The sequence below is a fragment of the Pinisolibacter aquiterrae genome (assembly GCF_019160155.1).
In the GTDB taxonomy this organism is placed as follows: domain Bacteria; phylum Pseudomonadota; class Alphaproteobacteria; order Rhizobiales; family Ancalomicrobiaceae; genus Pinisolibacter; species Pinisolibacter aquiterrae.
On the sequence record NZ_JAFNIH010000042.1, the window covers coordinates 1 to 25,065 of the forward strand.

Consider the following 25,065-nt stretch of genomic DNA (forward strand, 5'->3'; position numbering starts at 1 on the left):
AAACCATCGCCGCCATCGGCGATGATCACGCCGTCGCGCTGCCCAACATGGCGCCCTGATCCCGCCCGCCCATATCGGCGAGCCGCGCTGGCCACTGGTCAGCTACACCACGCCCGGGGACACGACCCAGACCGCCAGTCGAGCCCCGTCATGCGGCATCTCCAGCGGTTGTCGTTGGCTCCGAGGACAAGCAAATCGTGCCGACCTCTTTCAACTATGAGAAGTCCAGCAAAGTGCATCATGTGATGCAGGCGATGCATCACCCACCGATCTCGATCAATGGTTGGGCGATTTGAGGAGCCCCCAATAGCCCTCTCGGGTCATCCAGCGCGCCCGATCGAGATGGCTGTCGTGGATGCGCTTCGCGCGCTCCGGTTCAGTTCTCGGATCCAATCCGAAGATGATTTCGGCGACCTCTCGCCAATCGGCTCCGTCCGCTTCTGCGTCGAGAAGGCGCAGATAAGTGACGGCGTGGTCTCGATCATATGCAGTCACGACCGCATCGGTCGGCGCGGTCTCGGCAAAGCGCGTTGCTACGGACATGTGCAGGGCCATCGAGTTGCGGACGATGCCGCCGGACACCGAGAATGAAGCGCGTCGGCAGCGCCACAGAAATCCCAATCCAGGCGATCGAACAAGATCACCGCGATCGTTACATATTATAGAGGATAAACCTCATGGTGTGTAGTGGCGCAGCTTCCGCGCATGGACATGCGGAAGCTCGTCGGTCGAAATTTTGCGCGCATCAGGAAGGAGAAGGGCTTCACCCAAGAGCGCTTCTCCGAGGTATCCGGTATGTCGCAGCAGTACGTGAGTGATCTCGAACGAGGAAAGCGCAACCCGACCGTCGTCACCCTGTTTCATCTCGCAGAGGCTCTTGGTGTCACACCCGTCGACCTTCTCCATCCCGAAGGCGAGGCGGAGTGAGAAGACGCTTCGCCAGCGTATTCGTGATTTTCCCACAGACCCTGAGATACGATTTTCTTGAATTGAGGAAAGGTGTTTCCCCACAAACTGACGGTTCCGTGGATGCGGTGCATCTCCAATAGCCGGTCGGACGTGAAAATCGCTGGCTCCCCGATCGCGCCTTCGGTAACGACCCGAAGTCTTGGCGAAGAAACAGTGGAAGCCGGCCTTTGCCGGCTCGATCTTCGAGGCTTCCAGAAGCACCCCGCCGACCCATTTTCAGGGTCGGTGGAACATCGTAGAAGCGGCTCCGCTGGAATACGGGTCGCGTCATGCGGCCCGCTCCTCGGCGAGCTTCGGCTGAAGGCCGTGCAGGTAGTCGACCGCCCGGCTCGCATGTGATGCGGCGGTGAAGACGAAGCGCTTGTCGTCCTTCAGGACCTTGATCCAGGAGGCGATGTAGGCGGCGTGGTCGAGGCGCGGCTCGGGAGTGAGACCGAGGTCTGCGGCGAGGAACGCAGCTCCGAGTTCGGCGACCAGTTCCTCGCGGGCATAGCCCTCGTCACCGAAGCGGGTGCGGCCGAAGTTACGGTCGAGGCGAGAGGAATGCCGGGTCCAGTGAACACATTCGTGTCCGAGGGTGGCGTAGTAGGAGACGGGATCGCGGAAGCTCTCGAAGGGCGGCATCTGCACGTGGTCGGAGCCGACCGCGTAATAGGCCTGGGCACCGCCGTGGCGAATGTCGGTGCCGGTGGCGGTGAAGAAGGCATCGGCGCGGGCGTCGCGGGTGATCGGATCGAGAGGCTCTGCGGCCGGCGCGTGGAACCGATCGGGCAGCCCATCGATCTGGTCGACGCAGAAGACGGTGTAGGCTTTGAGGAAGGGGATCTCGCGCTCGACTTCATCGCCGCAATCGTCGGTCTCGGTGCGGCGGATACGATCAGCGTAGACGACGGTGGAGCCGGTCTCGCCCTTCCTGACGTGACCACCGAGTTCAAGCGCCTGGCGGAAGGTCATCCAGGTCGGCGAAGAGAAGCCACGCGCGACCGCTTCGGACCACAAAAGCAGGACGTTGATGCCGGAATAGGGCTGGCCGTTGTGGCGTAGCGGCCGAACGATGCGGCCTTCGGTGTTGCCTGCCGACCAGGGCTTGATCCAAGTCGGGACCCCGCTCTCGAGGTCGGCGAGGATGCGATCGGTGACGCGGGCGTGGATGTCGGGGCGGGCGGAAGCGTTGGTCTTCGGTGCCATGATCGGGATCTCCTTCGTCGTGACCGCCGGAAGTGGCTTCGTCACGGCGACCGAGAGGCCGAGGCGTCAGGGGACGGGCGCACCCGAAGGGCCGAAACGCGAGTGGAGGACGGCAACGCCGTTGCACCCGTCCCCGCCTCGGCCAGGATCGCCGCCCATCAGACGAGGCCTTCCCGAGCGGACACCGGGAGAGAAACCGATAGCTCGGAGGCGCTGATCTGCCCGCTGGCGGTCTCCAACGCGAACGGGCATCTCGATGAACGTGTTTCAGGGGGATCACTCATCGAGCCCGATGCGCCTCACCTGCCGTCGTCGAGATCCGTGCCGACACCGGCAGCCCCAGGCTCCACGTCACGTGGTGACCGACACGACGGGTGGCCTCGCTGGCCAAGGGGCTTGCGCCTCTGCGCGGCGGAGGCGAGCAGAATGCACGGCGGAGACGTCGACCTGATCGGTGATGATCGCCGACGGCCCCGACGCTGTTCGCCAGCACGTCGGCTACTGATCGTCTCGGCATTGACTCCTAATCATCAAGGCCCATGATCCTGATGGTCACAGGACAGATCTCCCCGATGTATCCGCGATTCGTCGAAGCCCACACCCGAACCGCCCTGACCGACACACCGGTCGTCCTGATCACCGGACCCCGTCGCGTCGGCAAGACGACGCTTGCGCGGTCGCTGGGTGGTGGCGGCATGACGTATTTGACGCTCGACGATCAGACCGTACTCGATGCGGCCAAAAGCGATCCCGTCGGCTTCGTTCGCGGTCTCGACCGAGCGATCATCGACGAGGTTCAGCGCGTCCCCGAACTGATGCTGGCGATCAAGAAGTCGGTCGACGACGACTACCGGCCCGGACGGTTCCTCCTGACCGGATCGGCCAACGTCCTGATGCTGCCGCGGGTCGCCGACAGTCTCGCCGGCCGCATGGAGGCCGTACGGATGCTGCCCTTGTCCCAGGCGGAGATCCGGGGACGACCGTCGCACTTTCTCGATCGCCTGTTCGCTGGACGCCCCACATCCCCGACCGGCCCGGTACTGGGTTCGCGTTTGACCGATCTCGTTCTCGCCGGAGGCTTTCCAGAGGCACTGGCCCGCCCCAGCGAGCGGCGACGCCAGGATTGGGCGCGCGCCTATCTCGACGCCGTGCTCATGCGCGACCTCAGGGACATCGCCGAGGTCGAGCGTTTGACCGATCTGCCCAAATTCGTCCGCCTGCTGGCCGAACATGCCGGGCAACTGGTGAACTATTCGGAATTCGGCAAAGCGATCGGCGTGAACTACAAGACGGGTCAACGTTACGTCGGACTGCTCGAACAGATTTTCCTGATCGCGTCCCTTCGACCGTGGGCGACCAACGCGATCAAACGCATCGTCAAGACACCCAAACTGCATTTCCTCGATTCCGGGCTGCTCGCCACCTTGCGCGGGCTGACGGCCGATCGCCTCGCCACGGATCGTAGCGCCTTCGGGTCCCTGCTCGAAACCTTCGTCTTCGCCGAGGTGACGAAGCTCACCGACGGCTCGGACGAACGGTACGACCTCTTTCACTTCCGCGATCACGCCCAGCGCGAGGTCGATCTGGTGCTCGAACGCGACGACGGGCGTCTCATCGGGTTGGAGGTCAAGGCCAGTGCGACGGTCGCGGCTTCGGACTTCGCTGGCCTGCGAACCCTCGCGGAAAGCTGCGGCGACAGGTTCGCCTTCGGAGCGGTGCTCCACGATGGTGACACGGTGGTTCCCTTCGGACCCAAACTCGCTGCCGTTCCGATCTCCTGCCTCTGGGAGTGAGAGAGGGCTCGGCCGCCCAAGGCCGAGCCCTCGTGATCAGGCGATGATCCGCCCCTTCCGCCGCGCCTCGTCGGCATAGTCGCCGAGCGACTTGTCGGCGCGGAAGTGCAGATCTCGTTCGACCGGGAGCCCGAGCCGCCCTCGGACGGCGTCGAGTTCCGACAGCCGGACATAGCCGAGTTCGGGGCAGCCGAGACCGAGGTCGCAGAGCCCGAAGGCGAGGTCGGGATCGTCGGGGTCGAGTTCGCTGAGGAGCCAGGTTGCCCCGGCGTCGGGGGTGAAGAGCTTCACCACCGGGCGGGGATCGAAGGCGTCGGTGTCGCGGGACTTCGCCCCATTGGCGAGGAGCCGGTCGCGGAGGGTCTGGGGAATGAGGGTCATGAGGTCGTCTCCGTTGGTTGGAAGAGGAGAACGCTCCGCCCGAAGGCGGGGCGCCGATCGCCTCAATCGCCGTTGCGGCGCGACCAGATGAGGGAGAAGCCGTCGGTACCTTCGAGCTCGACCAGCGAGGCGTAGATCGGGGCGGGGAAACTCGGGTCGTCGAGCTTGACGGAGAGGTAGTCGCGGTTGTCGCGGGAGGTCTTCTTCCAGGCCGCGCCGAATTCGGTCTGGCCGGCGAAGATGCGGTAGTCGGGGGCCTTGTCGCTGTCGCTCTCGGCCGGGGTGAACCGAGCCTTGACGTTGAGGGTGAGCGTCTTGACCGCGCCGGTGTATTCCGCGCCGGACTTCGTGAAGGTGCCGATGGTCGCCATTGTCGTGTTCCTCGTCTGGTCTCGGCCGCGCCCATCGCGGCCTCGATGGCGACGGGAAGGCCGAGGCCGAGCGGACCGCACCCTCGGGGCCGAAGCGCCAGCGAAGGACGGTGGGCAACGACTTGTCTTGGGTCGCGAGGAATGCCGCGTCGGGTTCGCCCGACCGGCAGGGGAAGAGAAGTCGGCAATCGCCGTTGTGGAACATGCGAGGGGCCGGGAACCGGCCGCACCTCGGCCAGGCACGAGAGACGAGAGGACGCCGTGGGCCGGGACCGATCACAGCTGAAGACAGACAATTCGACGATAGGTAGGAGCGATGAAGCGAGATAGAGGGATCGGCAGGATCAACACCCCTCAAACGTCGAGGCGCCCTCCGGCCGGCATAGAGCGACGACGAGGCACACTCCTTCGTTCGTCGCCACCGACTGTGGCGTGGCCGAAGACCTCCCCGTCTTCACCGCCACGCTCCACCCACACGAAAGCCGGCCGACCCTTGCGGATCGACCGGCACGCGCTGGTTCGACGGTGATCACTCGGCGGGGATCGGCAGATCCCTGGCCCGCTCCTCAGAGACGGAAGCATCCGTCGCTGCGTCGGCGGGACTGTTCACCGCCACCTCGACCGTCGTGAAGGCGGGACGCCCTTTGGTTCGCAGCATCGGCGGCAACCAACCGAGCGGATGCAACAGGCGCTCCGCTTCCACCGCCATCTCCGCCTTCTTGAGGCCGACGATCCGCTCAGCCGCCGCACGACCCGCTCCCTCTTCGACCGCCTCGACGATCCGCCCCTTGGTGATGCGTGAGAAGTAGCTCGCGGCAGTCGCCTCCCAGAAGCGCGTCATGTCGAGACCGAGCGCTTCCGCCAGACCATCGGCATGGGTGAGTGCGCTCGGGCGGCGATCCCATGGCAGGCGTACGGCGTTGACGGTGACCCCGGCGCAATGGGCGAGAAGATCGAGCACCGCCGTCTCGTCGAGCCCCATGACGAAAGACCAGAGGTCGCTGACGTCGGTGGGCAGACGCGAAGCCCAGGCGGCATGCCGTGCGGCGATCCGGCGTTCGGTCGGGGTGTCGCCGATGCCCGGAGCGTGACCCACGAGTCCCACCGTCTTCGACTCGATTTCGAGCGCGGTACCGGAGACATAACGAAAGAACGTCCGCGCCGCGAGCGCATGGACGACGGCGCGCTGGGCGATACACGGGGCCTCGGTGAGCGCATCGCGAAGCGCGAGCGTGCGATGCGCCGAAAGCTCGGCGGTGAGCTTGTCGGAGAGCATCGCCAGCGTTGAGGCATCGTCCGGCTCCTCGGCCTCACCGTCGCTCGCGCCGACGGATTCGCTCTCGTGAGCCGTGTCGGGGGCGCCCTCCCCTTCTTCTTCCATCTCGGGCGTGACGATCGCCGGCTCGTCTTCGGCGCGCACGAAGCCACGCTCGATCCGCACCGCACCATCCCACCCGAGCGAGACGAAAGCCCCGGCGATCGACCGATCCTCCGCCGCGAACTCCGGCTGTGGCCGCAACGCCGCGATCTCGTCCTCGATCCGCTGCCATGCCGCTTCCGCTTCGTCGGAGAGTTCGCCGTCCGAGGTCTCGGCGAGCCGGGCCTTCTCGACCTCGAGTTCGGCGATCCGCATCGCCGTCTCCTCGCTCGCCTCGAGCGTCCGGGGGTAGAGTCGCCGCAGTCCGGCGACGAGGGCATGCGGGTATTCCGGATCGACCTCGACCCACTTCCAACCCTCGGCCAGAACGCATGCGCCCTCCTCGTCGAGCCGTGTGCGAACGAGCCGATCGAGCAGCGCCACATCGGCGAGCCAACCGCCGCTGGTCTCGTCGAAGAGATCGCGCACCACGACGCCTCCCGCCGCCTCATAGGCTTCGACGCCAACGAGCTGCACGCGCCGATCCCCAGCCGGAACATGCGCCGCCGTCAGGGCGCGACGGATGGCATCCTTGCTCTTGTTCCAACCGAGCTCCGCCCACACCCGTCTCTGCGCGGCGTGATCGTCGGTGACCGCGAAGGCCATCAGCTGATCGAGTGAGACCTCGCCCTCGCGATAGAGGGTCATCAGCTTCGGTGACACCGCGCCGAGCTTCATCCGTTGGCGTACCACCGTCGCACTCACGCCGAAGCGGGCGGCGATCTCCTCGACGCCCCTTCCCGCCTCGACGAGCCGGGTGAAGGCCTCGTACTGGTCGGCCGGGTGCATCGGAGCCTGAGTGATGTTCTCGGCGAGACTGACCTCCTCGCCGTCCTCCCCCGCCATCATCCTGCAGGGCACCGCGAAGGACTTCGGCAAACGCTTTTCCTTCACCAACAGCTTCAACGCGGCGAGACGTCGACCGCCCGCCACCACTTCGAAACGGCTCGCTTCCTCCTCGCCGCCACCGACCGGCCGCACCGTGAGGTTCTGCAAGAGCCCGTGCGCCGCGATCGAGGCGGCGAGTTCGTCGATCCGCGCATCGCGGCCGGTCTTGCGCACGTTGGCGGCGCTCGGCACCAGCCGGGCGAGCGGGATCTCTCTGAGCATCGTGGTCATGGTGGTCTCTCCTCGTGGTCCTCGGACACATGCGCGAGGTCCCCGCGCATGTGTCCCGGGGGCGCGTGAGCGCGCGGGGAGAGAGGGGGGCGAGTGCGGTCGCGCGGAACCGGGCTGCCGAGCCGAGCAGGACGGATCGAGGGGATCGGCGAAGGTACTCACGTTCGGGCGGCCTGCGAGCGAGCGGCCCTGTCGCGCTCGGCGACCGCACTCGCGGGGGAGAGCGGGGTCAGACCCCGTTCTCCCCGATCGGGTGGTCGGCCCGATCGAGTGGCAGCCGCATCTTTCATTCGGATGCGTCGATCTCGTCATGCTCGGAGGAGGCACGAAGACACCGCCATCGGGCCGTGTCGAATATTCTGCCCTTGCACGGGGCCGCTCCGTCGCTGTCCCTGTCGAACGCCGGGCGCCCATTTGCTGCGCATGGAAATGGAAACCCCGTTGCGGGGCAGGCGTGTCGAGATCCGCGATCCGGCTCGATCGACACGCCCGCTTCGAGACGCACCCGACGAACCGTCGAGCACGCGGCGGACCGAAACCTCGGTCGACCTGATGGGCTCCGGGCGGGGTCGCCGCCATCCCCATCGCCGCGCTCGATCCGCCTCACCGTGCGGCGTCTCCCGCGGTCCCCGCGTTTGTCGGGTCCGGGTCCCCATTGTCCTCACTCGGCGGCGGACTTGGCGTCGCCGAAACTCTCGATCCCTGCGATCGATTGGAATTCCGACAGATACTCCGGGCGATGCTGCGTCAGCCAACGGACGATCCGCCCATTGGCGAGCAATTTCCGCACATAGCCACAGGTGACCGTCAGTTGGAGGTTGTCGAGGCCGTAGCTGTCCTCCACAGACTTGACTTGGGTCTGCAGACTCAGGAGCTCGCGTTCCATCCGGGCAATCTGCTCAGCCGTGACGCTGTCGACTTTCTTCCTGCGGAGAACGACCAAGAGCTTCTCAGGAGTGGTTGCCAGCAGCACCTTCGCAAACACGGCCGTATAGTTGTTCTGGCCGATCATCAATTCTGCCGCCTCCACCTGACGGATCGGTGCCATACGGCGAAGCATGTCGAACACCGACATCGGACAGGGACTGTCCTTCAATAGATCGACGACATCCGGACATATCCCTTTCAACATTCGCGCCCGGCGGCGGATCGAGACCGCATCCAGCCCGAGGGCTTCGGCGATGCGTTCCTCCGGCACACCGCGTTCGATCGCCCGAGTGATCATCCGATGCTCCTGCACCGCCGCCAATCGATTGATCCGCTTGTTGTAGGTGTAGGTCTCGTCATCGGTCGAAACGAGACACTCGACCTCCTGAATACCGAGGTCCTTCAGCGCCTCGACCCTGAGATGCCCATCGAGCAGGAAATACCGCCCGGGGTGTTTGGGGTCGGGCGCGACCGCTGGTGCTTCGACGAGACCGATCGCTCGCACCGAGCCCAAGATCTGGGCATACTTTCGGCTCTCCTTCATCCCGGGCCGGAGGGCCTTGAGCGGCACAAGCTGGCTGATCGCCACGACGATGCTCTGACGCTCGAATGACAGTTTGACGTTGCGACCGTTATGTCCTGCTTCGGTCATCGGACCATCTCCCCGGGAATGCGGGCGACCAATGCGCGCGGCATGGTCACGAGGTCCTCGGCGCGCAGCAGTGTGCTGAACCCTTCGTCGTTCAAGAGGTCCTTGAGCGCCTCGATCATGAAGAGAAGCTTGGTCTGGGCAAAATTCGATCTCTTCACCAGGAGGCGCTGCTTGTCCGTCTCGCGCTGGTAGACGCGGACGAGATCGGCGGCCGTCACACGCCGTGGCGCATTTCTCGGCCCGAACCCGTTGTCGGGAACCGTCTTGCTCCGTTTCAACCGTTGGTCGATCATTCGGCGGACGGTTGCCAGCTTCTTGCCCTTGATCTTGCCGGCCGCGTAGGCGTCGATGAGAATGTCCTGGGTCTCGGCATCCTCGGCACGAGCAATGTCGATCGCAAAACTGATCGGAATGAGCCCCGTTTCCACCGCCGAGACCAGTCGCTCCTCGCCGCGCTCCAGCAACACGACTATCATGTTCACCCAACTCGGGGTGCAGCCGATCTTCTGAGCGATCTCGCCGTCGCTGTATCCACGTTCGTGCAGGGCTCCGATCTCCTGCATGATGTCGATCGGCCGATGTTGCCGTCGAGCGATGTTCTCGACGAGGCTCATCACCAGACCGTCTCTCTCCGACACTTCGACGATGATTGCCGGGATCTCCGTCGCGCCCAACATGCGGAAAGCTTCGAGGCGCCCCTCGCCGCAGATGAGCTCGTAGCGGACCGATCCCCCATTTCCCTTCCGGCTCACCGTGATCGGTCGCTTCAGGCCGACGACCTCGATGTTGTCTACGATCTCACGGTGTTGTTTCTTGTTGCGCGCACGTGGGTTCAACACGTGGATGAGGGCGATCGGGATCATCTCGATGGCCTGGGATCGTGATGTCGAAGTCATGCGGCCTCCGTGACGCGCATCGGCGTTGCCAAGTCGTAGAGGAGGTCCAGCGTCTCGAACCGGTAGGCATCGAGACCCAACCCATTGTCTTCGGCGAGGTTGAGCTTGCGTCCGCCGATGTCGAACCGGGGGAGCAGATAGAAGTCGAAGGGACGCAGGTTCCCGGCATCCATCCGCACCGCCACGGTGATGTCGGGCTCCAATCCGGCATCGAACCGCAGGCGCCAACGGAACCCGCCGGTCGGGAGTTGCCGGCAGCGCGCAATCACCACGGACACCGAGAATTCGCCGTTGATCATGATCAGGTCCGAATCCGGGTGCCGCAACACGGTGGCGCCGACGCCACCGAGGCCGGCCACGATGGTCTCGACCACTTCGGGATGAAGGCCGCGCAGGGCGCGATTGATCTCGACGTAGCGGTAGTCCCGACGTGGCGTGTAGCCGACGAGGCTATAGGCCCGCAGCAGGCTGCCGAAGCGAGAGCCGTAGGCACTACTCGACGGAAGCCCTTCCGCCTCGTCGATGACGAGACCCGACAGCACTCCCTGCGTCTGGAGCAGCGCATGGAGAGCCTGGAGCATTTCTTCGTCCGAAAGTCGAAACGACCGCGCTCGGATGATCGACTGGGCCGCATCGAAGAGCGGTCGATCGATGATCGCCGGAAAGGCGCCGTCTGCCCGGATCCACATCGACGGCTCATTGTGAACCCGCTTCTTCTTCAGCTTGAAGGACATGCGGTTCCACACGTTGTTGCCGATGTACTTCTCGTTGATGAGGATCTGATGGATGGTTCCACGTGACCAGGGACGCCCGAGATCGGTTATCGCCCCCCGAGCATTCAGAGCGTCGGCAATCTGCCGCTCGGTTCGGTCAGCGGTGACGAAGGCCCTATAGATCTCCGCAACTAGGGCAAGCTCGGCCACCGGACCTGGTCGCAGCACGACGCGGTCGGTCTGGATGCTCTTCTGTTCACCGCGCGTCAGTTCACCCTTGGTGGCGCCGGCCTGATCGATGAGCACCCGGCGCAGACCAAATCCCGCCTGCCCACCTTGCCGGTAGCCATGCTCGATCAAACGACATTGGCCGGCAAAGACCTTGGTCGACAATTCGCGACTGTATTCGCCGGCCATGGCTCGCTTGACGCTTTTGACGACCGTGGCGATCGGGCTCCCGTCATTCTCGAACTGCTCGGCGCAATAATGCACGGCAATGCCGGCGCGCTTGCAGATGTATTCGTAATAGGCGCTCTCGTCGGCATCCTGAAAGCGCCCCCAACGGCTGACGTCATAGACGAGAATGGCCCGAAAATCGGTACCACCACTCACGACATCGTCGATCAGGAGTTTCAGGCCGTCACGACCTTCGATGCGAAGGCCGCTTTTACCTTCATCGGCGTAAGTTCTGACAATGTCGATATCACGTGTGGCTGCATACTGACGGATGGCGTCGGCCTGGTTCTCGGTCGAGTACTTCTGATGTTCCGTCGACATCCGGACATATTCGGCCGCCCGAACTCGGATCGTCGGGTCGATCGTCTCATCTCCACGATGTCGGCTCCAATCCGTCACGACACGCCATCCCCGACCCACTTGCACTCGAGGACGCCAACAGCGCAGCCCCGAACAGAACAAGGCGGTTCGGGCGAGGTCTGCCGTCTCCGCATCGACAGCAGTCTAGATGTGGAGGACCGGCAACATGTTGCCGAAAAGGGGCAGGATTCTACCGGGTCATGCGGCGGCGGCCCGGTCACCGACGGACTTCGCCAACGCCGTCGCGAGAGCGCTGCAATCGGAGCTCGGCGATACCCATCGGGCCGTCAAGACGATCATGAGGTGGACGGGTGCCAGTGAGCGAGCCGCCAAGAACTGGCTCGAAGGCTCGGCCGGTCCGAGAGGGCATTATCTCATTCGTCTGATTGCGGAATCCAACCTGGTCTTTGAACTCGTCATCGATGCCGCCGATAGAACCGTCATCGGAGAAGCGCCTTCGGTCGGAGGCAATGGGATCTTGGACAAGAAGGCGACGGCTGGTGGCAAGCCCTGGGGAGCGAGCCGACGAAGCCCCGGATCAACCACCAGCCGTGAGGCGCTGAGAACAGCCGACGGCATGCCCAATGTCCCTGGAAAGGTCCCTATAAATGACCCTGGAAATGACCCTGGAAATTCCGCATGGCCCACGCTCCTGAACGATCGCCAACGATGGTTCCTCGGCGAAATGGCCGTTCGAGGCCGGCTGCGTTTCACCGATATCGTCGTGCGATGGGAGGTCGCAGCGAAGACCGCCAAGCGGGATATCGCCGGCCTTCAGGCGACGGGCCTGATCGTCTTCGTCGGTCCAAGGAAAACAGGAATGTACCTGGTCCGATCGAACCCACCCACCGAATGAGGGCATCGACGTCCCTGTGCTTGGCGTAGAAAATTTGCAGCAACATCGCCAGCAGGAGATGTTCGGGCGGGATCGAGCGGCGACCGGCTCGGAATAGAAGCCGTCGAAGTCGCCGTCGAGCGCCGCCAGGCTTGCCCTGCCGCGCGGTCGTGCGGCAGTTGTAATACCGATGCGCGCCTTTGCCCGACGTCCCCAATGGCATCGCTCCACCACATTCCGCGCAGAAGCACACGCCGCCAAGGAGTGTCCCGGCGCTCAGTGAGGGGTTCAGGGCCGGCCCACGGATCACACGGAGCATTGGCCGACATTGGAGTCGCAGACCGCGGTCTCGGCGCGCACTTCCCAGAAACCGCCATTGCCGGCCGGGATGAACCGAATGCGATTTTTCAATCCAGGTGCAGTCAGAAGTTCTGCCAACTCGGTCCGAGTCAGATCGAACACCTCCATCAGTTCCACTTCGGCGGCTCGATCGTAAGTCTTCAAAAACTCGAAGAGTGCGTCGGTGGTCTTCCCTGGAGCGGTGCCGACCAGAGAAAGTTCGGTCAAAGTGGAGATGACGGCTTGGAACTGGCGGAAGGTCTGGTAACCGCGCAACAGCAGTTCGCCTTTGTTCCAGCGCAGCAAAAAGGTGGGAAAGCCTCGCGCCCTATAGCGGCCGATCAGTTCTCGATCAGAGAGGAAGGCCTGCTCTGCACTACCGTCGTTCAGCCGTTCGATGAAGGTGGCCACGTCGACGCCGACCTCGTTCGCCAACTCGATCAGCACCGACCGCTTGCCGGTTTCCCGCGCTTCGGCAGCAGAGGCTTCCCGCATCCGGCGCAGGAATCGAGGGGCGAGTTCGGGCGAAACCAATTCCACCGCCTTGTAGGCGATGTTCTGAGGGTAGGTGGATACGGTCTCAGCCGAGAAGAGGCGGAAGCCTTCGGTCTCGACCGGCATGCCGTGCCGCGCCGACGCTTCCCGCCAATGGCGCGCGATTTGTGCGTTCGCCTGCTCGGGATCGCCACCGATGGCGTTGGCGCGATCGTAGAAGGCGCGGATGTCCTCGACGAGGCCGCCCATCACCGGCACGATGCGGATCTGATCGCCATACCAGACCTGCAGCTTCCGCAGGACCGGCTCGCTACCCCAGCACCAGGTGCAGACGGGATCGGTGAAGGCGAGGAGCTCCAGGGTGTGTCGTTCGCTCATTGTCGAGGACCTCGGTGATGGAACAAGGGGGCTGCACGCCGGTTCAGTCGACGACGGCTTGCTCGGGAAGTTCGACCTCTTGGACCTTGGCCTCTTGCGTCGTCCTTCGCGCCGCGGCGATGTTCATGACCAAGCCGCCGATGACGAGAGCCATCCCGAGGCTCTGCTGCATGTTCGGGACGATCCCCCTGACGAGGGCATCGAGCGCGAATGCGACGATCGGGGTCAGCAGGAAGAACGGAGCCACGTTTGCCGCTCCTGCGCCGTGGATCGCCTTGAACCAGAGGAAGAAGGGGAGCGATGTCAGAACGAGGGCGACGATCGCCAGACCCAACAGATTGACGCTGGTCATCGTGACCGGGGCATCTCCCAACACCAGCGTCGCCAGACCGAGTTCGACGGTGGCGATCACGAGCTGCCAAGCGGTGAAGCCGGTCAGGGTCATCGGGTTGCCCCAGCGTTGGACGAGCACGCCGCCGAGCGCCACCGAGAAGGCGCTACCGAGCGCCGCGAGCACGCCGACCCCATCCAGCGCGGTGTCACCCTTGGCGACGACGAGGATCACACCGAGAAGACCGACCAATAGGCTCGAGATCTTCAACGTGGTCGGACGGTGGTTCAAGAGAGGCCAAACGAGGAGGACCGAAAAGAGCGGCCCCAAGGCCTGGAAGATGCCGGCGACACCGCCCGGAAGGCGAAGGGCCCCGATGAACAGCAGGCCGAAGAAGAGTCCGGTGTTGAGCGTGCCCAGGACGACGAGCTTGGGCCCATACCCGGCCGGCGGGAATTCCCGAGCGATCAGCAACAAGGGGATGGCGCCGAGCCCGGCGCGCACGGCACCGATGAACCACGGCGTGTGCGGGAGCATCGTCGAGGAGATCACATAGGTGAACCCCCAGAGGATCGTGGCCGCTGCGGCCAACAGTCTGAACCTGTTCATTCGCACCTCGATCTCGTTCATCGTCGAACATTGCGGCCTCGCGCGAGAGGCCAAGAAGCATCGGAAAGCAGTGCCGAGTGCTCGACGAACTGAGGTCGGAGTGGGTCGCAGGAACGGGATCAGAAGAGAGCCCCGTTCATGCCCCGACCATCGTCGGCCGCACCACGATCCCGGCCCCATTCAGGGGCCGGGACGGTGAACCGGCGGGTGAGGCGTCAGGATTGAAGCGCCTTGATCAGAAGCTGCACGAGCTGGCCGCCTTCCGGGGTGACCCAGCTTCCGGCGAGTTCGGAGATCAGCTGGTTGGTGCTGGTCAAGGTGACGCCACCACGCTCCATCCGGCGCAGAGCGATGTCGTCGGCCATCGTGGTGGGCGAGCCGCCCGCGTCGGCGACCACCTGCACTTCGAAGCCGTCGCGCACCAGACTGAGGGCGGGATAGACCGTGCAGACGTCGTTGGTCACGCCGGCGACGATCAGCTTCTTGCGACCCGTCGCCTTCACCGCCGCAGCGAAGTGCTCGTCGTCCATCGCGTTGACGATGCCGAAGCGCTTGATGCGGGCGGCGAACTCGATCGGAAGGATGGTCTCCAGTTCGCTCAACAGCGGACCCTGCGCATATTCCTCCATGCTGGAGGTCAGCACCACGGGAAGCTTCAAGATGCGGGCGGTCTCCGCCAGCATCAGCGCATTGCGCTTCATCTCGTCGAAGGAGATCGACTTCACCCAGCCCATCGTCCCGATCTGGTGATCGATCAGCAGCATGGCGGCGTTCTCAGCGCCGAATTTCTCGTAAGACATGGAATTCTCCTCTGTTTTCGGTGTGATTGAACGTGTTCGACGCATTCGGTTGCGACTTCGGCTCACTCGAGCGCGCCGAAGTCTCCGTTCTGATAGGCGGTGAGAGCCCTTGCCAACGCGTCGGCGGAGGCCATCGCCATCGGCCCACGCCAATGGACCGGCTGGCGAAGCGGGCGCCCCGTAAACACCGCGACCTTCGCGTTGCCCTGCACCGCCCGCAGCGCGATCGCTCGCGGTTCGGTGAGGGCCGGAAAGATCGGGAGCCTTGGCGCGTCGCCGTCGAAGGGCTCACCATCGACCATCACCGTGCCGTGGACCGGCATGACGAAGGCATTGCGCTCGGCTTCCACCAGCACGATCCGTTCGGCGTCCGCCTCCAGCGAGACGTCGAGCAGGGTCACATCGGTAGGTGGCGTCAGCGGTGAGCGGGCGCCGGCGAATTCGCCGAGTGGGACCCGCACGCGGACGCCGGGTCGGCTGCCGACAGGCACGTCTTCCGGCGCCAGACTCAGGGTGAAAGGGGCATCACCCTGTCGTACGGACGGGAGATTGACGAAGATCTGCATCATGTGCGTCGTCTTGCCGATCCCGGCCGGAACCTCCTCGTGCACCACCCCACGTCCGGCGGCGGTCCAATGGAGGCCGCCGGGTCGGATGAGATTTCGGGTTCCCAGCGAGTCCCGGTTGTCGATGCCGGTCTCGGCGTCGAGGAACAGATAGGACACGGCCGAGAAGCCGGCGTGCGGATGAGGCGGAAAGGTCGGGCCGCTGATCCACGAATGATCGACACCGAGAAACGGATCGATCAGGCCGGCCATCTCGCCGGGATGGAGGCCGAGGGCGCGAAAGTGGCTTCCGCGATTGGACCGCTGAAGCCGCGCGATCGCGAACCCGCTCACGACGAAGGCCCCGAGCCATCGGTCCCGCTCATGAAGGGGTAGTCGACGTAGCCCTTCTCGCCCGGCGTGAAGTAGGTCGTGTGGTCCGGAGCGTTCAGCGGCGCACCCTGACGGATGCGTTCCGGCAGATCCGGATTGGCGAGGAAGGAACTGCCGAAGACCACGGCGTCCGCGCGCGCAGCCTCGAGCATGGCTTCCGCCGACGCAGCGTCGAGGCCGCCGCCGGCCAGGTAGACGCCCTCGAAGCGCGCCCGCAGCAGCGCGTGGTAGTCGACCTTGGTGCCGAAGAGCGCGACATGGAGATAGGCGAGACCCCGCCCGGCCAAGTGGTCGACCAGATAGGCGTAGGTCTCCTGCGGGTTCTCGTCGACGATGTCGTTGTAGTTCATCTCCGGTGAGATCTTGATGCCGACCCGGCCGGTGCCGGCCTCGGCCACCATCGCGTCGAGCACTTCGAGCACGAAGCGGGCACGGCCTTCGATCGAACCGCCATAGGCATCCTCACGCGTGTTGCTGCCGGAGGAGAGGAACTGTTCGGGGAGATAGCCGGATGCGGCATGCAGTTCGACGCCGTCGAAGCCGGCGGCCAGCGCACGGCGCGTCGCCGCGCGATAATCGGCGATCACCTCGGCGATTTCCGCTAGGCTCAGGGCGCGGGGCGTGACGAAGTCCACCTGACCAGTCGCCGTCCAGGTCTGACCGGCCGGCTTGATCGCCGAAGGGGCGACCGGAAGCGCACCCTCGGGCAGCAGCGAGGGGTGAGAGATGCGGCCGCAATGCATGATCTGCATGAAGATTCGGCCACCGTCGGCGTGAACGGCCTCCGTCACCTGCTTCCACGCTGCGACTTGGGCATCGGTCTCGATACCCGGCGTCCGCACATAGCCCTTGCCCATCGCCGACGGGAAAACGCCCTCGCTGATGATGAGCCCGGCGCCGGCCCGCTGAGCATAGTAGGTGGCGACCAGATCGCTCGGCACGCCGACATCGTCGGCGCGCGAACGTGTCATCGGCGCCATGATGAAGCGGTTGGGGATTTCGGCGGAACCGATGCGGGCGGGCGTGAACAGACGGCTCATGGAAAGACCTCCTCGGTGATGACGAAGGGGACGATGAGCCACTTTCATTTTTGGATAAATCCATGGATATTGGAAACATTGATCCGATAATGGAGCAATCACCATGAACCCGCTGAACGACATGGCGTTGTTCGTCGAAGTCGTGAAGGCCAAGAGCTTCCGCGGTGCGGCCGAGACGATGGGCATGCCGAACTCGACACTGTCGCGCCGGATCAGCGAGTTGGAGAAGGTGATCGGCCTGCGCCTTCTCAACCGCACGACACGTCGGATCGAGTTGACCGAAGCCGGGCAGCTCTATTTCGAGCGCAGCAAGCGCATCGTCGAAGAGGCAAGGCTCGCCCATGAGCAACTCGGCGAATTGTTGGCTCAGCCGAGCGGCGTCGTCCGCGCTTCCCTGCCGGTGGACTTCGCCACCATTTTTCTCGCCCCCCGCATGGCGGAGTTCGCAAGGCGCTTTCCTGGGATCAGCTTCGACTTCGATCTCACGCCGAGACGCGTCGATCTCGTCGCCGAGCCCTTCGACGTGGCGATCCGGATGGGCGAGCTACCGGACTCGAACCTCATCGCTCGGCAGTTGGCGCTGATCCCCATCCATCTCTATGCCTCGCCGCGATACCTCGAACTTCACGGCGAGCCGGTCCACCCCCGGGATCTGTCGGGGCACGAGTGCTTGCGGATGCGCACGGCGACCGAAACGTGGACGCTTCACCACGGCCCTCAAATCGTCGAAGTGGCTGTCGGCGGGCGCTTCCTTTTGAACAATGTCGGCATGATCGAGCGGCTCGCGATCTTCGACCTCGGGATTGCCATGCTGGCGGATGAAATCGCTGCCAAGGACGTCGCCGAAGGCAATCTGCGGCGTATTCTACCGGATTGGCACTGTCCGCCGGCACCGGTCTGGGCGGTGACCGAAACCCGTCTACTGCCGGCGAAGACGCAGCGATTCATCGAATTTTTGCGAGAAAGCCTCGGATGAGATCATCCACTCGACCTTGGAGAACACCTCCACATCCTCGCGGACCTATCGAGGCGCCAGGTGAATGCCGGCGAGCGTGCAGCGCACCGAACCGCCGGCCTTCTCGATCGTCGGGATGTCGAGCGGCATCGGCAGGGCGCTCTCCTCGATCACGGCGATCTGCTCCGGCGTGAGGGCGGCGTGGGCGGTCTGCGACAGCGCGAGAATGCGGCCGTCGCGGCCCTGAAGCTCGAGCGCATTGCCGGCGAAGGCGCGGATCTGATCGTTGGTCAGCGCCACGACGTCGCGGCCGGAACGTTCGAGCCGGGCGACGATCTCCGCCCGCCGGCCCGCGTCGGCGATCATGTCGAGACCGATCAGGGCGAAGTCCGTCGCCACGCACATCAGCACGTTGGTGTGATAGATCGGCGCCCCGCTCTCGTCGCGGGCGTCGAAGACCATCGGCTCGAAGTTGAAATGGGTGGCGAAACGCTCGAGCGCGATCGGGTCGGTGCGATCGGAGCGGGCCGCATAGGCGATCCGATCGATGTGGTCGAGCACCATGGCGCCGGTGCCCTCGAGAAAGAGCCCATCGGGCTCCAGGCCCGAATAGTCGATGACGTCCTGGACCCGGTAACGCTGCTTCAGCATCTCCAGGACGTCGTTGCGCCGCTCGCGGCGGCGGCTTTCCGCCTTCATCGGATAGACCGCCACGTGCCCGCCGGCGTGGGTCGAGAACCAGTTGTTGGGAAAGACGGAGTCGGGCGTCTCGCGCCCCTCGTCCTCGAACAGGTGCACGGTGACGCCGAGGCTCTCCAGCGTCGCAGCCGCCCGCGTGATCTCGTCGCGCGCGATCGCCGCGAGATCCTCTCCCGTATCGGCGTGAGACTGGAAGCGGTTGTCGGCGACGGTCTCGGTGTTCACCGTGAAATGGTGGGGGCGGACCATCACCACGGCGGCCGGCGCCTGGATCGAACGGGCGTGTTTCCTCATGGGCGAGTTCCTCGTTCACCGGCGCGCCGGAGCATGCCGAAGAGGTCGCGGGGGTCGTCGGGATCGGCGATGATGTCGATGGGTTGGTGGAAGCCCGTCCCCGGCAGGCGATCGCGGACCCAGCGCAGCGCCGAGAAGTCTTCGACGGCGAAGCCGACGCTGTCGAACAGGGTGATCCGACGCGCGTCCCGCCGTCCGGCCGCTTCGCCGCGCACCACGCGCCAGAGCTCGGTGACCGGATGGTCGGCATCCAGCTGCTGGATTTCGCCTTCGATGCGCGTCTGCGGCGGATATTCGACGAAGATGTCGGAGCGCAGGAGAATGTCGCGCGCCAGTTCCGTCTTGCCCGGGCAGTCGCCGCCGATGGCGTTGATGTGGACGCCGTCGCCGATCATGTTGTCGGTGAGGATCGTCGCATATTGTTTGTCGGCGGTGCAGATGGTGATGATCTCGGCCCCCTCGACGGCGGCTTGCGACGAAGGGCAGCACACGACGTCGAGACCGGAGCCCGCGAGATTGCGGGCGGTCTTGGCGGTCGCCTTCGGATCGATGTCCCACAGGCGTACCGTTTCGATCCCGACGACGGCCTTCATGGCGAGCGCCTGGAACTCGGCTTGGGCGCCGTTGCCGATCATCGCCATGACCCGAGCGCCCCTCGGCGCCAGATGGCGCGCCGCCATGGCCGAGGTCGCCGCCGTGCGCAGGGCGGTGAGCAGGGTCATTTCGGTGAGCAACAGCGGATAGCCGGTCGCGACGTCGGCCAGCAGCCCGAAGGCGGTGACCGTCTGCAGGCCCTCGGCCATGTTCCGGGGGTGACCGTTGACATACTTGAAGCCGTAGATCTCGCCATCCGAGGTCGGCATCAGTTCGATCACGCCTTCGCGCGAGTACGAGGCGACGCGTGGCGTCTTGTCGAAGCTCTCCCAGCGCCGGAAGTCGGCTTCGATCGCGTCGGTCAACTCGACCAGTGCCGGCTCGATGCCGACGTGATGGACGAGACGCATCATGTTCTCGACGCTGACGAAGGGGATCAGGGCGCGGTCGGACGGTGCTTGCGGCATGCTGGGCTTCCTCTGTCGAGGGAGAAGCCTACATGCGCGGGGATGCTCGCCGAAATCGCAAAACAGTGCTGATTCGCATATCGAATTGGACTAAACGTATAGCTTGACCATACATTACGTCAGAGACCGACATGGACATCGTGAAATACATCCCCGACGAACTCGATCGCCGGATCATCGGCCATCTGCGCACCGACGGGCGCGCGTCGCTGGCCAAGCTGGCGGCGGCGATGGGGGTGGCGCGCGGCACCGTGCAGAACCGGCTGGACCGGCTCGTCGAAACGGGCACGCTTCTCGGCTTCACCATCCGGGTGCGCGACGACTACGACGACCGCACCGTCCGGGCGGTGATGATGGTCGAGGTGGTGGGCAAGTCGACGACCCAGGTCATTCGCCGGTTGCGCGGCATCCCGGAGATCCAGTCGTTGCACACCACCAACGGCAAATGGGATCTCGTCGCCGACATCCGCGCCGGGAGCCTGTCGGACTTCGACCGGGTCCTGCGCGAGGTGCGCACCATCGAGGGAGTGTCGAACAGCGAGACGAGCCTTCTGCTCAGCACCGTCTGAGGACCGGCGGCGCGGAGTTGCGCGGCCTGTCAGCCCGTGGCGAAAGACAGAAAGCACTAGCTTCCAGCCTGTGTGTATTCGGCTGACGTCCGATCGACGCCAGTCACGAAAGGCGGGTTGGCGAGGTCGTCGAAGCGACCCGAGCCTATGGCAAACATGGCACAGCTCAAGGATCAGACGGCCCTCAACGCAGTGGCGCGATAACGCCCGTAGCCGACCTTCGCCAGCAGTCCCTCCTCGCACATTTTGGAGAGATAGCATCGTGGAATGCCAATCTCGGTGAAATCGCGGGTGCGTACCTCGCCCCGCTCTCGTACGAGCGCAACCGCTCGATCCCGCAACGATAGTGGTCGCCCTCCGTCGAGACGTAGTGCTCTTGCACGGTCTCGGTCACGTTTTCGCATTTGGCGCGACTGTGGCGCGTCCCCGCGTAGCGCCATGGCGAATTCGTATTTCTCGGCTTCATCGGCCCCGCCGAGCCAGTTTCCTTCGAGGGGTCCGACGGCCGTCGTCGGGCCCCTCGTCGCATTCGGGCCCGTTTTCCGGCCCGATCGCTCGGCCCCCACGTTCCCGCCCCGCGCCGGCGTTACGAATCCCGCCACGATCGCGAAACATCACCGGACCGCCTCGTCGCCGTTCGCGCAAACCGCTATCCTCGCCCGATCGGTCCTCGGCCTCAGGGGTTTTTCATGCGCTCGCACCATCCGCGACCCTCCGCTCTTCCCCGGTTCGCCCGCCTCGCGCTCGTCCCGGCGGTGCTCCTGCCCTTCGCCGGCGGCCCCGCCGCCGCCGACCCCGCCGAGGTCGACCGGCTGAAGACGATGCTCGAATCCTATGTCGGCCACCCCGCCGCGGGCGAGCCGAGTGCCGTCGCCGTCACCCAAGTCGGCGAGGACTACGAGATCGCCGTCGATCTCGACCGCCTCACCGCGCCGCTGAAGGCGCTCGGCCTCGACGCCCGCCTCGGCCGCAACGTCTCGCGCCTCACCCGCCGGTCCGACGGCACCTGGGCCTGGCGCGGCGACACGTTCGACCCCTGGAGCTGGAGCGCCGCCGGCCAGACCGGGCGCCTCGCCTTCCAGGGCTACCATGCCGAGGGCATCTTCGATCCCGCCCTCGCCGCCTTCCGCACGCAGACGATGACGATCGACCGGATCGCCAGCGAGCAGACGGTCCCGCCCGAGGGCGAGACCCCGCGCATCGCCATCGCCAAGACCGACGAGGGCGTGCGCCTGACCGCCTCGGCCGCCCCCGCCGCCTCCGGCGCCGGCGTCGACGCCACCGTCGTCCAGACCACGCGCTCCACCGCCGAAACCTTCTCGCTGAGCGAGGGCCTCGCCCAGGGCATCCCCGACATGGAGGCGACGCTGAAGGTCGCCTCGACCCGGATCGAGGCGAACATCGACGGCTTCCGCACCGACCCCTTCCTCGCGATGTGGCGCCATCTCGTCGCCCATCACGCCCCCGAGGACTTCAAGGCCGGTCAGGCCGCGCTGAAGGCGCGCATCGCCGATCTCGGACCGCTCTTCGAACATCTCCACGAGACCGCGAGCGCCGACGGCATCGAGTTCGAGACCCCGGTCGGCTTCGGCTCGATCGGCCGCGCCTCGATCTCGCTCGACACCGCCGGCGCGACGGAAATTGGCAAGGTCGACTTCACTCTGGCGCTGACCGGCGTCGAACTGCATTCGCTGTTCATCCCCGGTTGGGCCGCGCGCCTGATCCCGACCGACGTCACCCTGCACGCCACCGCCTCCGGCTGGAACGCGAAGAACGCCCTCGCCGCCTTCCTGGAGAAGGCCGACTTCGCCGCCGAGAAGCCGCTCTCCGACGAGGCTTCGGCCGAGATCCGCGATCTCCTGCTGCCGCAGGGCACCTTCGAGATCGACTTCTCCGGCAATCGCATCCACGCCTCGAGTTGGGACATGACCCTCGACGGCCACCTCACGGCCGGCGAGATCGGCGCCACGGGCTCGATCACGATCCGCGCGGTCGGCCTCGACGCCGCCGCCAACGCCCTGCGCGACCCCAAGGCCGGGCCGGAGGCCGCCAAGGCCGCCGCCGAGATCGAACAGGCGATCAGCCTCGCCGAGGCCCGCGACGGCGCCCTCTGGTGGCGCTTCGACTTCGACGGCACCGCCGTTTCGGTCAACGGCCACACCCTGGTCGAGGGGGCGACGCCGAAGAAGAAGGGCGGCCCCGGCGAGAGCCCGGCGAAGCCCGAGGGAGGCGGCACGAAACTGTGACGATCGCCCGCGTCGACGATCCCCCCTGGACGAATACCGAACGCACCCCATCTGAGTGCGTTCGAACCCTTCGCCCTCTCGTCGAGGCCCGTCGATGACGCCAGCCGCCCCGCTCCCGCGCCCGCTCCTCGTCGTCGCCCATGGCGACGGCGGATCGGATCCACGCGACGAGACGGTGCGCCTCCTCGCCGAGCGCCTCGCCCGCCGCCTCGACGTCCCCGTCGACTGGGCGACGCTGAAGCGCCCGGTCACCTTCGCCGAGGCCCGCGCCCGCCTCGCCGCCGCCCTCGGCCGCGCCGGCGACGACGGCCTCGGCCCGGTGCTGATCTACCCCTTGTTCATGGCCGAAGGCTTCTTCGTGCGGGTGAAACTGCCGAAGCTCCTCGCCGAGAACGGTTTCACCGAGACGGCGATGTTGCCGGTCTTCGGCCTCGACCCCGGTCTCGTCGATCTCATCGAGCATCGCCTGCGCGCCGTCGCCTCGATGCAGGGCGGCCGCACCCCGGCCGATCTGACGATCGCCCTCATCGCCCACGGCTCGGCCTCGGGCGACGCCGGCAGCCGGCTGGCGAGCGAGGCGATCGCCGCCACCCTGCGCGCCCGCCTCGGCGCCGACATCCACCTCGGCTTCATCGAGGAGGAACCGTTCTTCGATCGGGTCATCGTCGAGAAACGCGCCGGGATCGTCGTCGGCCTCTTCGTCTCCGCCGGCACCCACGCCCTCGACGACGTCGCCGCCCATGTCGCGCGGATCCCGTCGGTGCGCCATCACGTCGACGCCATCGGCCGCGACGCCGGGGTCGCCGACCTCGTCGAACGGGCGATCGCCGCGGAATCCGCCTTCATCGAGTGACTTTCGGCGCGACGCGCCTTGCATTCGCGGCGCCGCGCCGCCACAAGCACGAGCCATGAACGACACCACCACTGCCCCGAAGATCTCCTTCGTCAGCCTCGGCTGCCCCAAGGCCCTCGTCGACAGCGAGCGCATCGTCACGCACCTGCGCTCCGAAGGCTACGAGCTGACCAAGTCCCACGCCGGCGCCGACGTCGTCGTGGTCAACACCTGCGGCTTCCTCGACAGCGCCAAGGCGGAGAGCCTGGAGGCGATCGGCAAGGCCATGGCCGAGAACGGCAAGGTGGTCGTGACCGGCTGCATGGGCGCCGAGCCCGGCGAGATCGAGGCGCAATATCCGAACCTCCTCGCCATCACCAAGCCGCAGGCCTACGAGAGCGTGATCGAGGCGGTCCATTCCGCCGTGCCGCCGGCCCACGATCCCTTCGTCGATCTGGTGCCGCCGCAGGGCGTGCGCTTCACCCCGCGCCACTACGCCTATCTCAAGATCTCCGAGGGCTGCTCCAACCGCTGCTCCTTCTGCATCATCCCGCATCTGCGCGGCGATCTCGTCTCGCGTCCGGCGAACGAGGTGCTGCGCGAGGCGGAGAAGCTGGTGAAGGCCGGCGTCAAGGAGATCCTGGTGATCTCGCAGGACACCTCCGCCTACGGCCAGGACCTGCGCTACGCCGCGAGCCCTTGGAAGGACCGCGAGGTCCGCGCCAAATTCGTCGACATCTCGCGCGAGCTCGGTGACATGGGCGTCTGGGTGCGCCTCCACTACGTCTACCCCTATCCGCACGTCGACGAGGTGCTGCCCTTGATGGCGGAAGGCAAGATCCTTCCCTATCTCGACATCCCCCTCCAGCACGCCGCGACCCCGGTCCTGAAGGCGATGAAGCGCCCGGCCGCGCAGGAGAAGACCCTCGACCGCTTCGCCGCCTGGCGCCGCCTGGTGCCCGATCTCGCCATCCGCTCGAGCTTCATCGTCGGCTTCCCCGGCGAGACCGAGGCCGATTTCCAGGCGCTTCTCGATTGGATGACCGAGGCGAAGCTCGATCGCGCCGGCGCCTTCAAATACGAGGCGGTGAAGGGCGCCGCCGCCAACGAACTCGCCGGCGCGGTGCCGGAAGAGATCAAGCAGGAGCGCTGGAACCGGCTGATGGCGCATCAGCAGGAAATCGCGCTGAAGATCCAGAAGGGTCGCGTCGGCCGCCGCGTGCCGGTCCTGATCGACGAGGTCGGACCGACCGTCGCCAAGGGCCGTACCAAGTGGGACGCGCCGGAGATCGACGGCGCCGTCCACGTCGCCTCGCGCCGGCCGCTGCGCGTCGGCGAGATCGTCACGGTCAAGATCGAGGCGACCGACGCCTACGATCTCGCCGGCACGGCGGTCGGCTGA

23 protein-coding genes and 1 pseudogene are annotated in these 25,065 nt (G+C 65.6%); 8 read left to right on the forward strand and 16 right to left on the reverse strand.

What is annotated here, in order from left to right; genetic code table 11:
• Positions 1–276: 276 nt before the first annotated feature.
• Positions 277–555: a DNA -binding domain-containing protein gene (locus tag J3S89_RS17755; protein ID WP_274383278.1), complete on the reverse strand. Its 279-nt coding sequence runs from the start codon at positions 553–555 to the stop codon at positions 277–279.
• Positions 556–705: 150 nt separating this feature from the next.
• Between J3S89_RS17755 and J3S89_RS17760 the strand changes: the two genes are divergently transcribed.
• Positions 706–927, forward strand: a complete 222-nt coding sequence (locus J3S89_RS17760) for a helix-turn-helix domain-containing protein (RefSeq protein ID WP_217929212.1) — start codon at positions 706–708, stop codon at positions 925–927.
• Between the two features lie 309 nt (positions 928–1,236).
• On the opposite strand, the gene J3S89_RS17765 is transcribed toward J3S89_RS17760, so the two are convergent.
• Positions 1,237–2,157, reverse strand: coding sequence for an ArdC family protein (locus J3S89_RS17765; RefSeq protein ID WP_217929214.1), 921 nt, complete (start codon positions 2,155–2,157; stop codon positions 1,237–1,239).
• A gap of 572 nt (positions 2,158–2,729) precedes the next feature.
• Between J3S89_RS17765 and J3S89_RS17770 the strand changes: the two genes are divergently transcribed.
• Complete coding sequence (locus tag J3S89_RS17770; protein ID WP_217929385.1) at positions 2,730–3,950, forward strand: ATP-binding protein; 1,221 nt, start codon at positions 2,730–2,732, stop codon at positions 3,948–3,950.
• 36 nt (positions 3,951–3,986) lie between these two features.
• On the opposite strand, the gene J3S89_RS17775 is transcribed toward J3S89_RS17770, so the two are convergent.
• From J3S89_RS17775 to J3S89_RS17800, 6 genes are all read right to left on the reverse strand, one after another.
• A complete protein-coding gene (locus J3S89_RS17775; RefSeq protein WP_217929216.1) occupies positions 3,987–4,331 on the reverse strand; it encodes a DUF2958 domain-containing protein in 345 nt (114 codons plus the stop codon).
• 62 nt (positions 4,332–4,393) lie between these two features.
• Positions 4,394–4,702: a DUF736 domain-containing protein gene (locus J3S89_RS17780; protein ID WP_217929217.1), complete on the reverse strand. Its 309-nt coding sequence runs from the start codon at positions 4,700–4,702 to the stop codon at positions 4,394–4,396.
• Between the two features lie 529 nt (positions 4,703–5,231).
• Complete coding sequence (locus tag J3S89_RS17785) at positions 5,232–7,238, reverse strand: ParB/RepB/Spo0J family partition protein (protein WP_217929218.1); 2,007 nt, start codon at positions 7,236–7,238, stop codon at positions 5,232–5,234.
• A 661-nt stretch (positions 7,239–7,899) separates the two neighbouring features.
• Positions 7,900–8,817: a plasmid partitioning protein RepB C-terminal domain-containing protein gene (locus tag J3S89_RS17790; protein WP_217929219.1), complete on the reverse strand. Its 918-nt coding sequence runs from the start codon at positions 8,815–8,817 to the stop codon at positions 7,900–7,902.
• Entirely contained in the window at positions 8,814–9,713 is a 900-nt protein-coding gene (locus J3S89_RS17795) for a plasmid partitioning protein RepB C-terminal domain-containing protein (protein WP_230489233.1), read from the reverse strand. The genes J3S89_RS17790 and J3S89_RS17795 overlap by 4 nt, the downstream gene beginning before the upstream one ends.
• Positions 9,710–11,203, reverse strand: coding sequence for a recombinase family protein (locus J3S89_RS17800; protein ID WP_217929387.1), 1,494 nt, complete (start codon positions 11,201–11,203; stop codon positions 9,710–9,712). The genes J3S89_RS17795 and J3S89_RS17800 overlap by 4 nt, the downstream gene beginning before the upstream one ends.
• Before the next feature lie 205 nt (positions 11,204–11,408).
• On the opposite strand from J3S89_RS17800, the gene J3S89_RS23210 reads away from it, so the two are divergent.
• Positions 11,409–12,098, forward strand: coding sequence for a hypothetical protein (locus J3S89_RS23210; protein ID WP_230489232.1), 690 nt, complete (start codon positions 11,409–11,411; stop codon positions 12,096–12,098).
• Between the two features lie 142 nt (positions 12,099–12,240).
• Here J3S89_RS23210 and J3S89_RS23540 read toward each other — a convergent pair.
• From J3S89_RS23540 to J3S89_RS17830, 6 genes and pseudogenes are all read right to left on the reverse strand, one after another.
• A pseudogene (locus J3S89_RS23540) lies at positions 12,241–12,396 on the reverse strand (recombinase zinc beta ribbon domain-containing protein); the annotation flags it as partial.
• Positions 12,384–13,289 carry a DsbA family protein gene (locus J3S89_RS17810; protein ID WP_217929221.1) on the reverse strand — a complete coding sequence of 302 codons (906 nt, stop codon included), beginning with the start codon at positions 13,287–13,289 and terminating at the stop codon, positions 12,384–12,386. The pseudogene J3S89_RS23540 and the gene J3S89_RS17810, both read right to left, overlap by 13 nt.
• Positions 13,290–13,332: 43 nt before the next feature.
• Positions 13,333–14,250 (reverse strand): DMT family transporter, encoded by a 918-nt coding sequence (locus J3S89_RS17815; RefSeq protein WP_217929222.1) that lies wholly within the window; start codon positions 14,248–14,250, stop codon positions 13,333–13,335.
• A gap of 194 nt (positions 14,251–14,444) precedes the next feature.
• A complete protein-coding gene (locus J3S89_RS17820) occupies positions 14,445–15,029 on the reverse strand; it encodes an isochorismatase family protein (protein WP_217929223.1) in 585 nt (194 codons plus the stop codon).
• A 62-nt stretch (positions 15,030–15,091) separates the two neighbouring features.
• Complete coding sequence (locus tag J3S89_RS17825) at positions 15,092–15,928, reverse strand: pirin family protein (protein WP_230489231.1); 837 nt, start codon at positions 15,926–15,928, stop codon at positions 15,092–15,094.
• Positions 15,925–17,007 carry an alkene reductase gene (locus tag J3S89_RS17830; RefSeq protein WP_217929390.1) on the reverse strand — a complete coding sequence of 361 codons (1,083 nt, stop codon included), beginning with the start codon at positions 17,005–17,007 and terminating at the stop codon, positions 15,925–15,927. The genes J3S89_RS17825 and J3S89_RS17830 overlap by 4 nt, the downstream gene beginning before the upstream one ends.
• 103 nt (positions 17,008–17,110) lie before the next feature.
• Here J3S89_RS17830 and J3S89_RS17835 point away from each other — a divergent pair, with 103 nt between their 5' ends.
• Positions 17,111–17,983 carry a LysR family transcriptional regulator gene (locus J3S89_RS17835; protein ID WP_217929224.1) on the forward strand — a complete coding sequence of 291 codons (873 nt, stop codon included), beginning with the start codon at positions 17,111–17,113 and terminating at the stop codon, positions 17,981–17,983.
• Between the two features lie 45 nt (positions 17,984–18,028).
• Here J3S89_RS17835 and ctlX read toward each other — a convergent pair whose 3' ends face one another.
• Positions 18,029–18,955, reverse strand: a complete 927-nt coding sequence (gene ctlX, locus J3S89_RS17840; protein ID WP_217929226.1) for a citrulline utilization hydrolase CtlX — start codon at positions 18,953–18,955, stop codon at positions 18,029–18,031.
• Entirely contained in the window at positions 18,952–20,016 is a 1,065-nt protein-coding gene (locus tag J3S89_RS17845) for an ornithine cyclodeaminase (protein WP_217929228.1), read from the reverse strand. Before J3S89_RS17845 ends, ctlX begins: the two co-directional genes overlap by 4 nt.
• A gap of 131 nt (positions 20,017–20,147) precedes the next feature.
• On the opposite strand from J3S89_RS17845, the gene J3S89_RS17850 reads away from it, so the two are divergent.
• The 4 genes from J3S89_RS17850 (at position 20,148) to rimO (ending at position 25,065) form a co-directional block, all read left to right on the forward strand.
• Positions 20,148–20,585, forward strand: a complete 438-nt coding sequence (locus J3S89_RS17850) for an Lrp/AsnC family transcriptional regulator (protein WP_217929230.1) — start codon at positions 20,148–20,150, stop codon at positions 20,583–20,585.
• Between the two features lie 689 nt (positions 20,586–21,274).
• Positions 21,275–22,831, forward strand: coding sequence for a hypothetical protein (locus J3S89_RS17855; protein WP_217929231.1), 1,557 nt, complete (start codon positions 21,275–21,277; stop codon positions 22,829–22,831).
• Positions 22,832–22,925: 94 nt separating this feature from the next.
• Complete coding sequence (locus J3S89_RS17860; RefSeq protein WP_217929232.1) at positions 22,926–23,684, forward strand: sirohydrochlorin chelatase; 759 nt, start codon at positions 22,926–22,928, stop codon at positions 23,682–23,684.
• Positions 23,685–23,739: 55 nt separating this feature from the next.
• Positions 23,740–25,065 carry a 30S ribosomal protein S12 methylthiotransferase RimO gene (gene rimO, locus J3S89_RS17865; RefSeq protein WP_217929233.1) on the forward strand — a complete coding sequence of 442 codons (1,326 nt, stop codon included), beginning with the start codon at positions 23,740–23,742 and terminating at the stop codon, positions 25,063–25,065.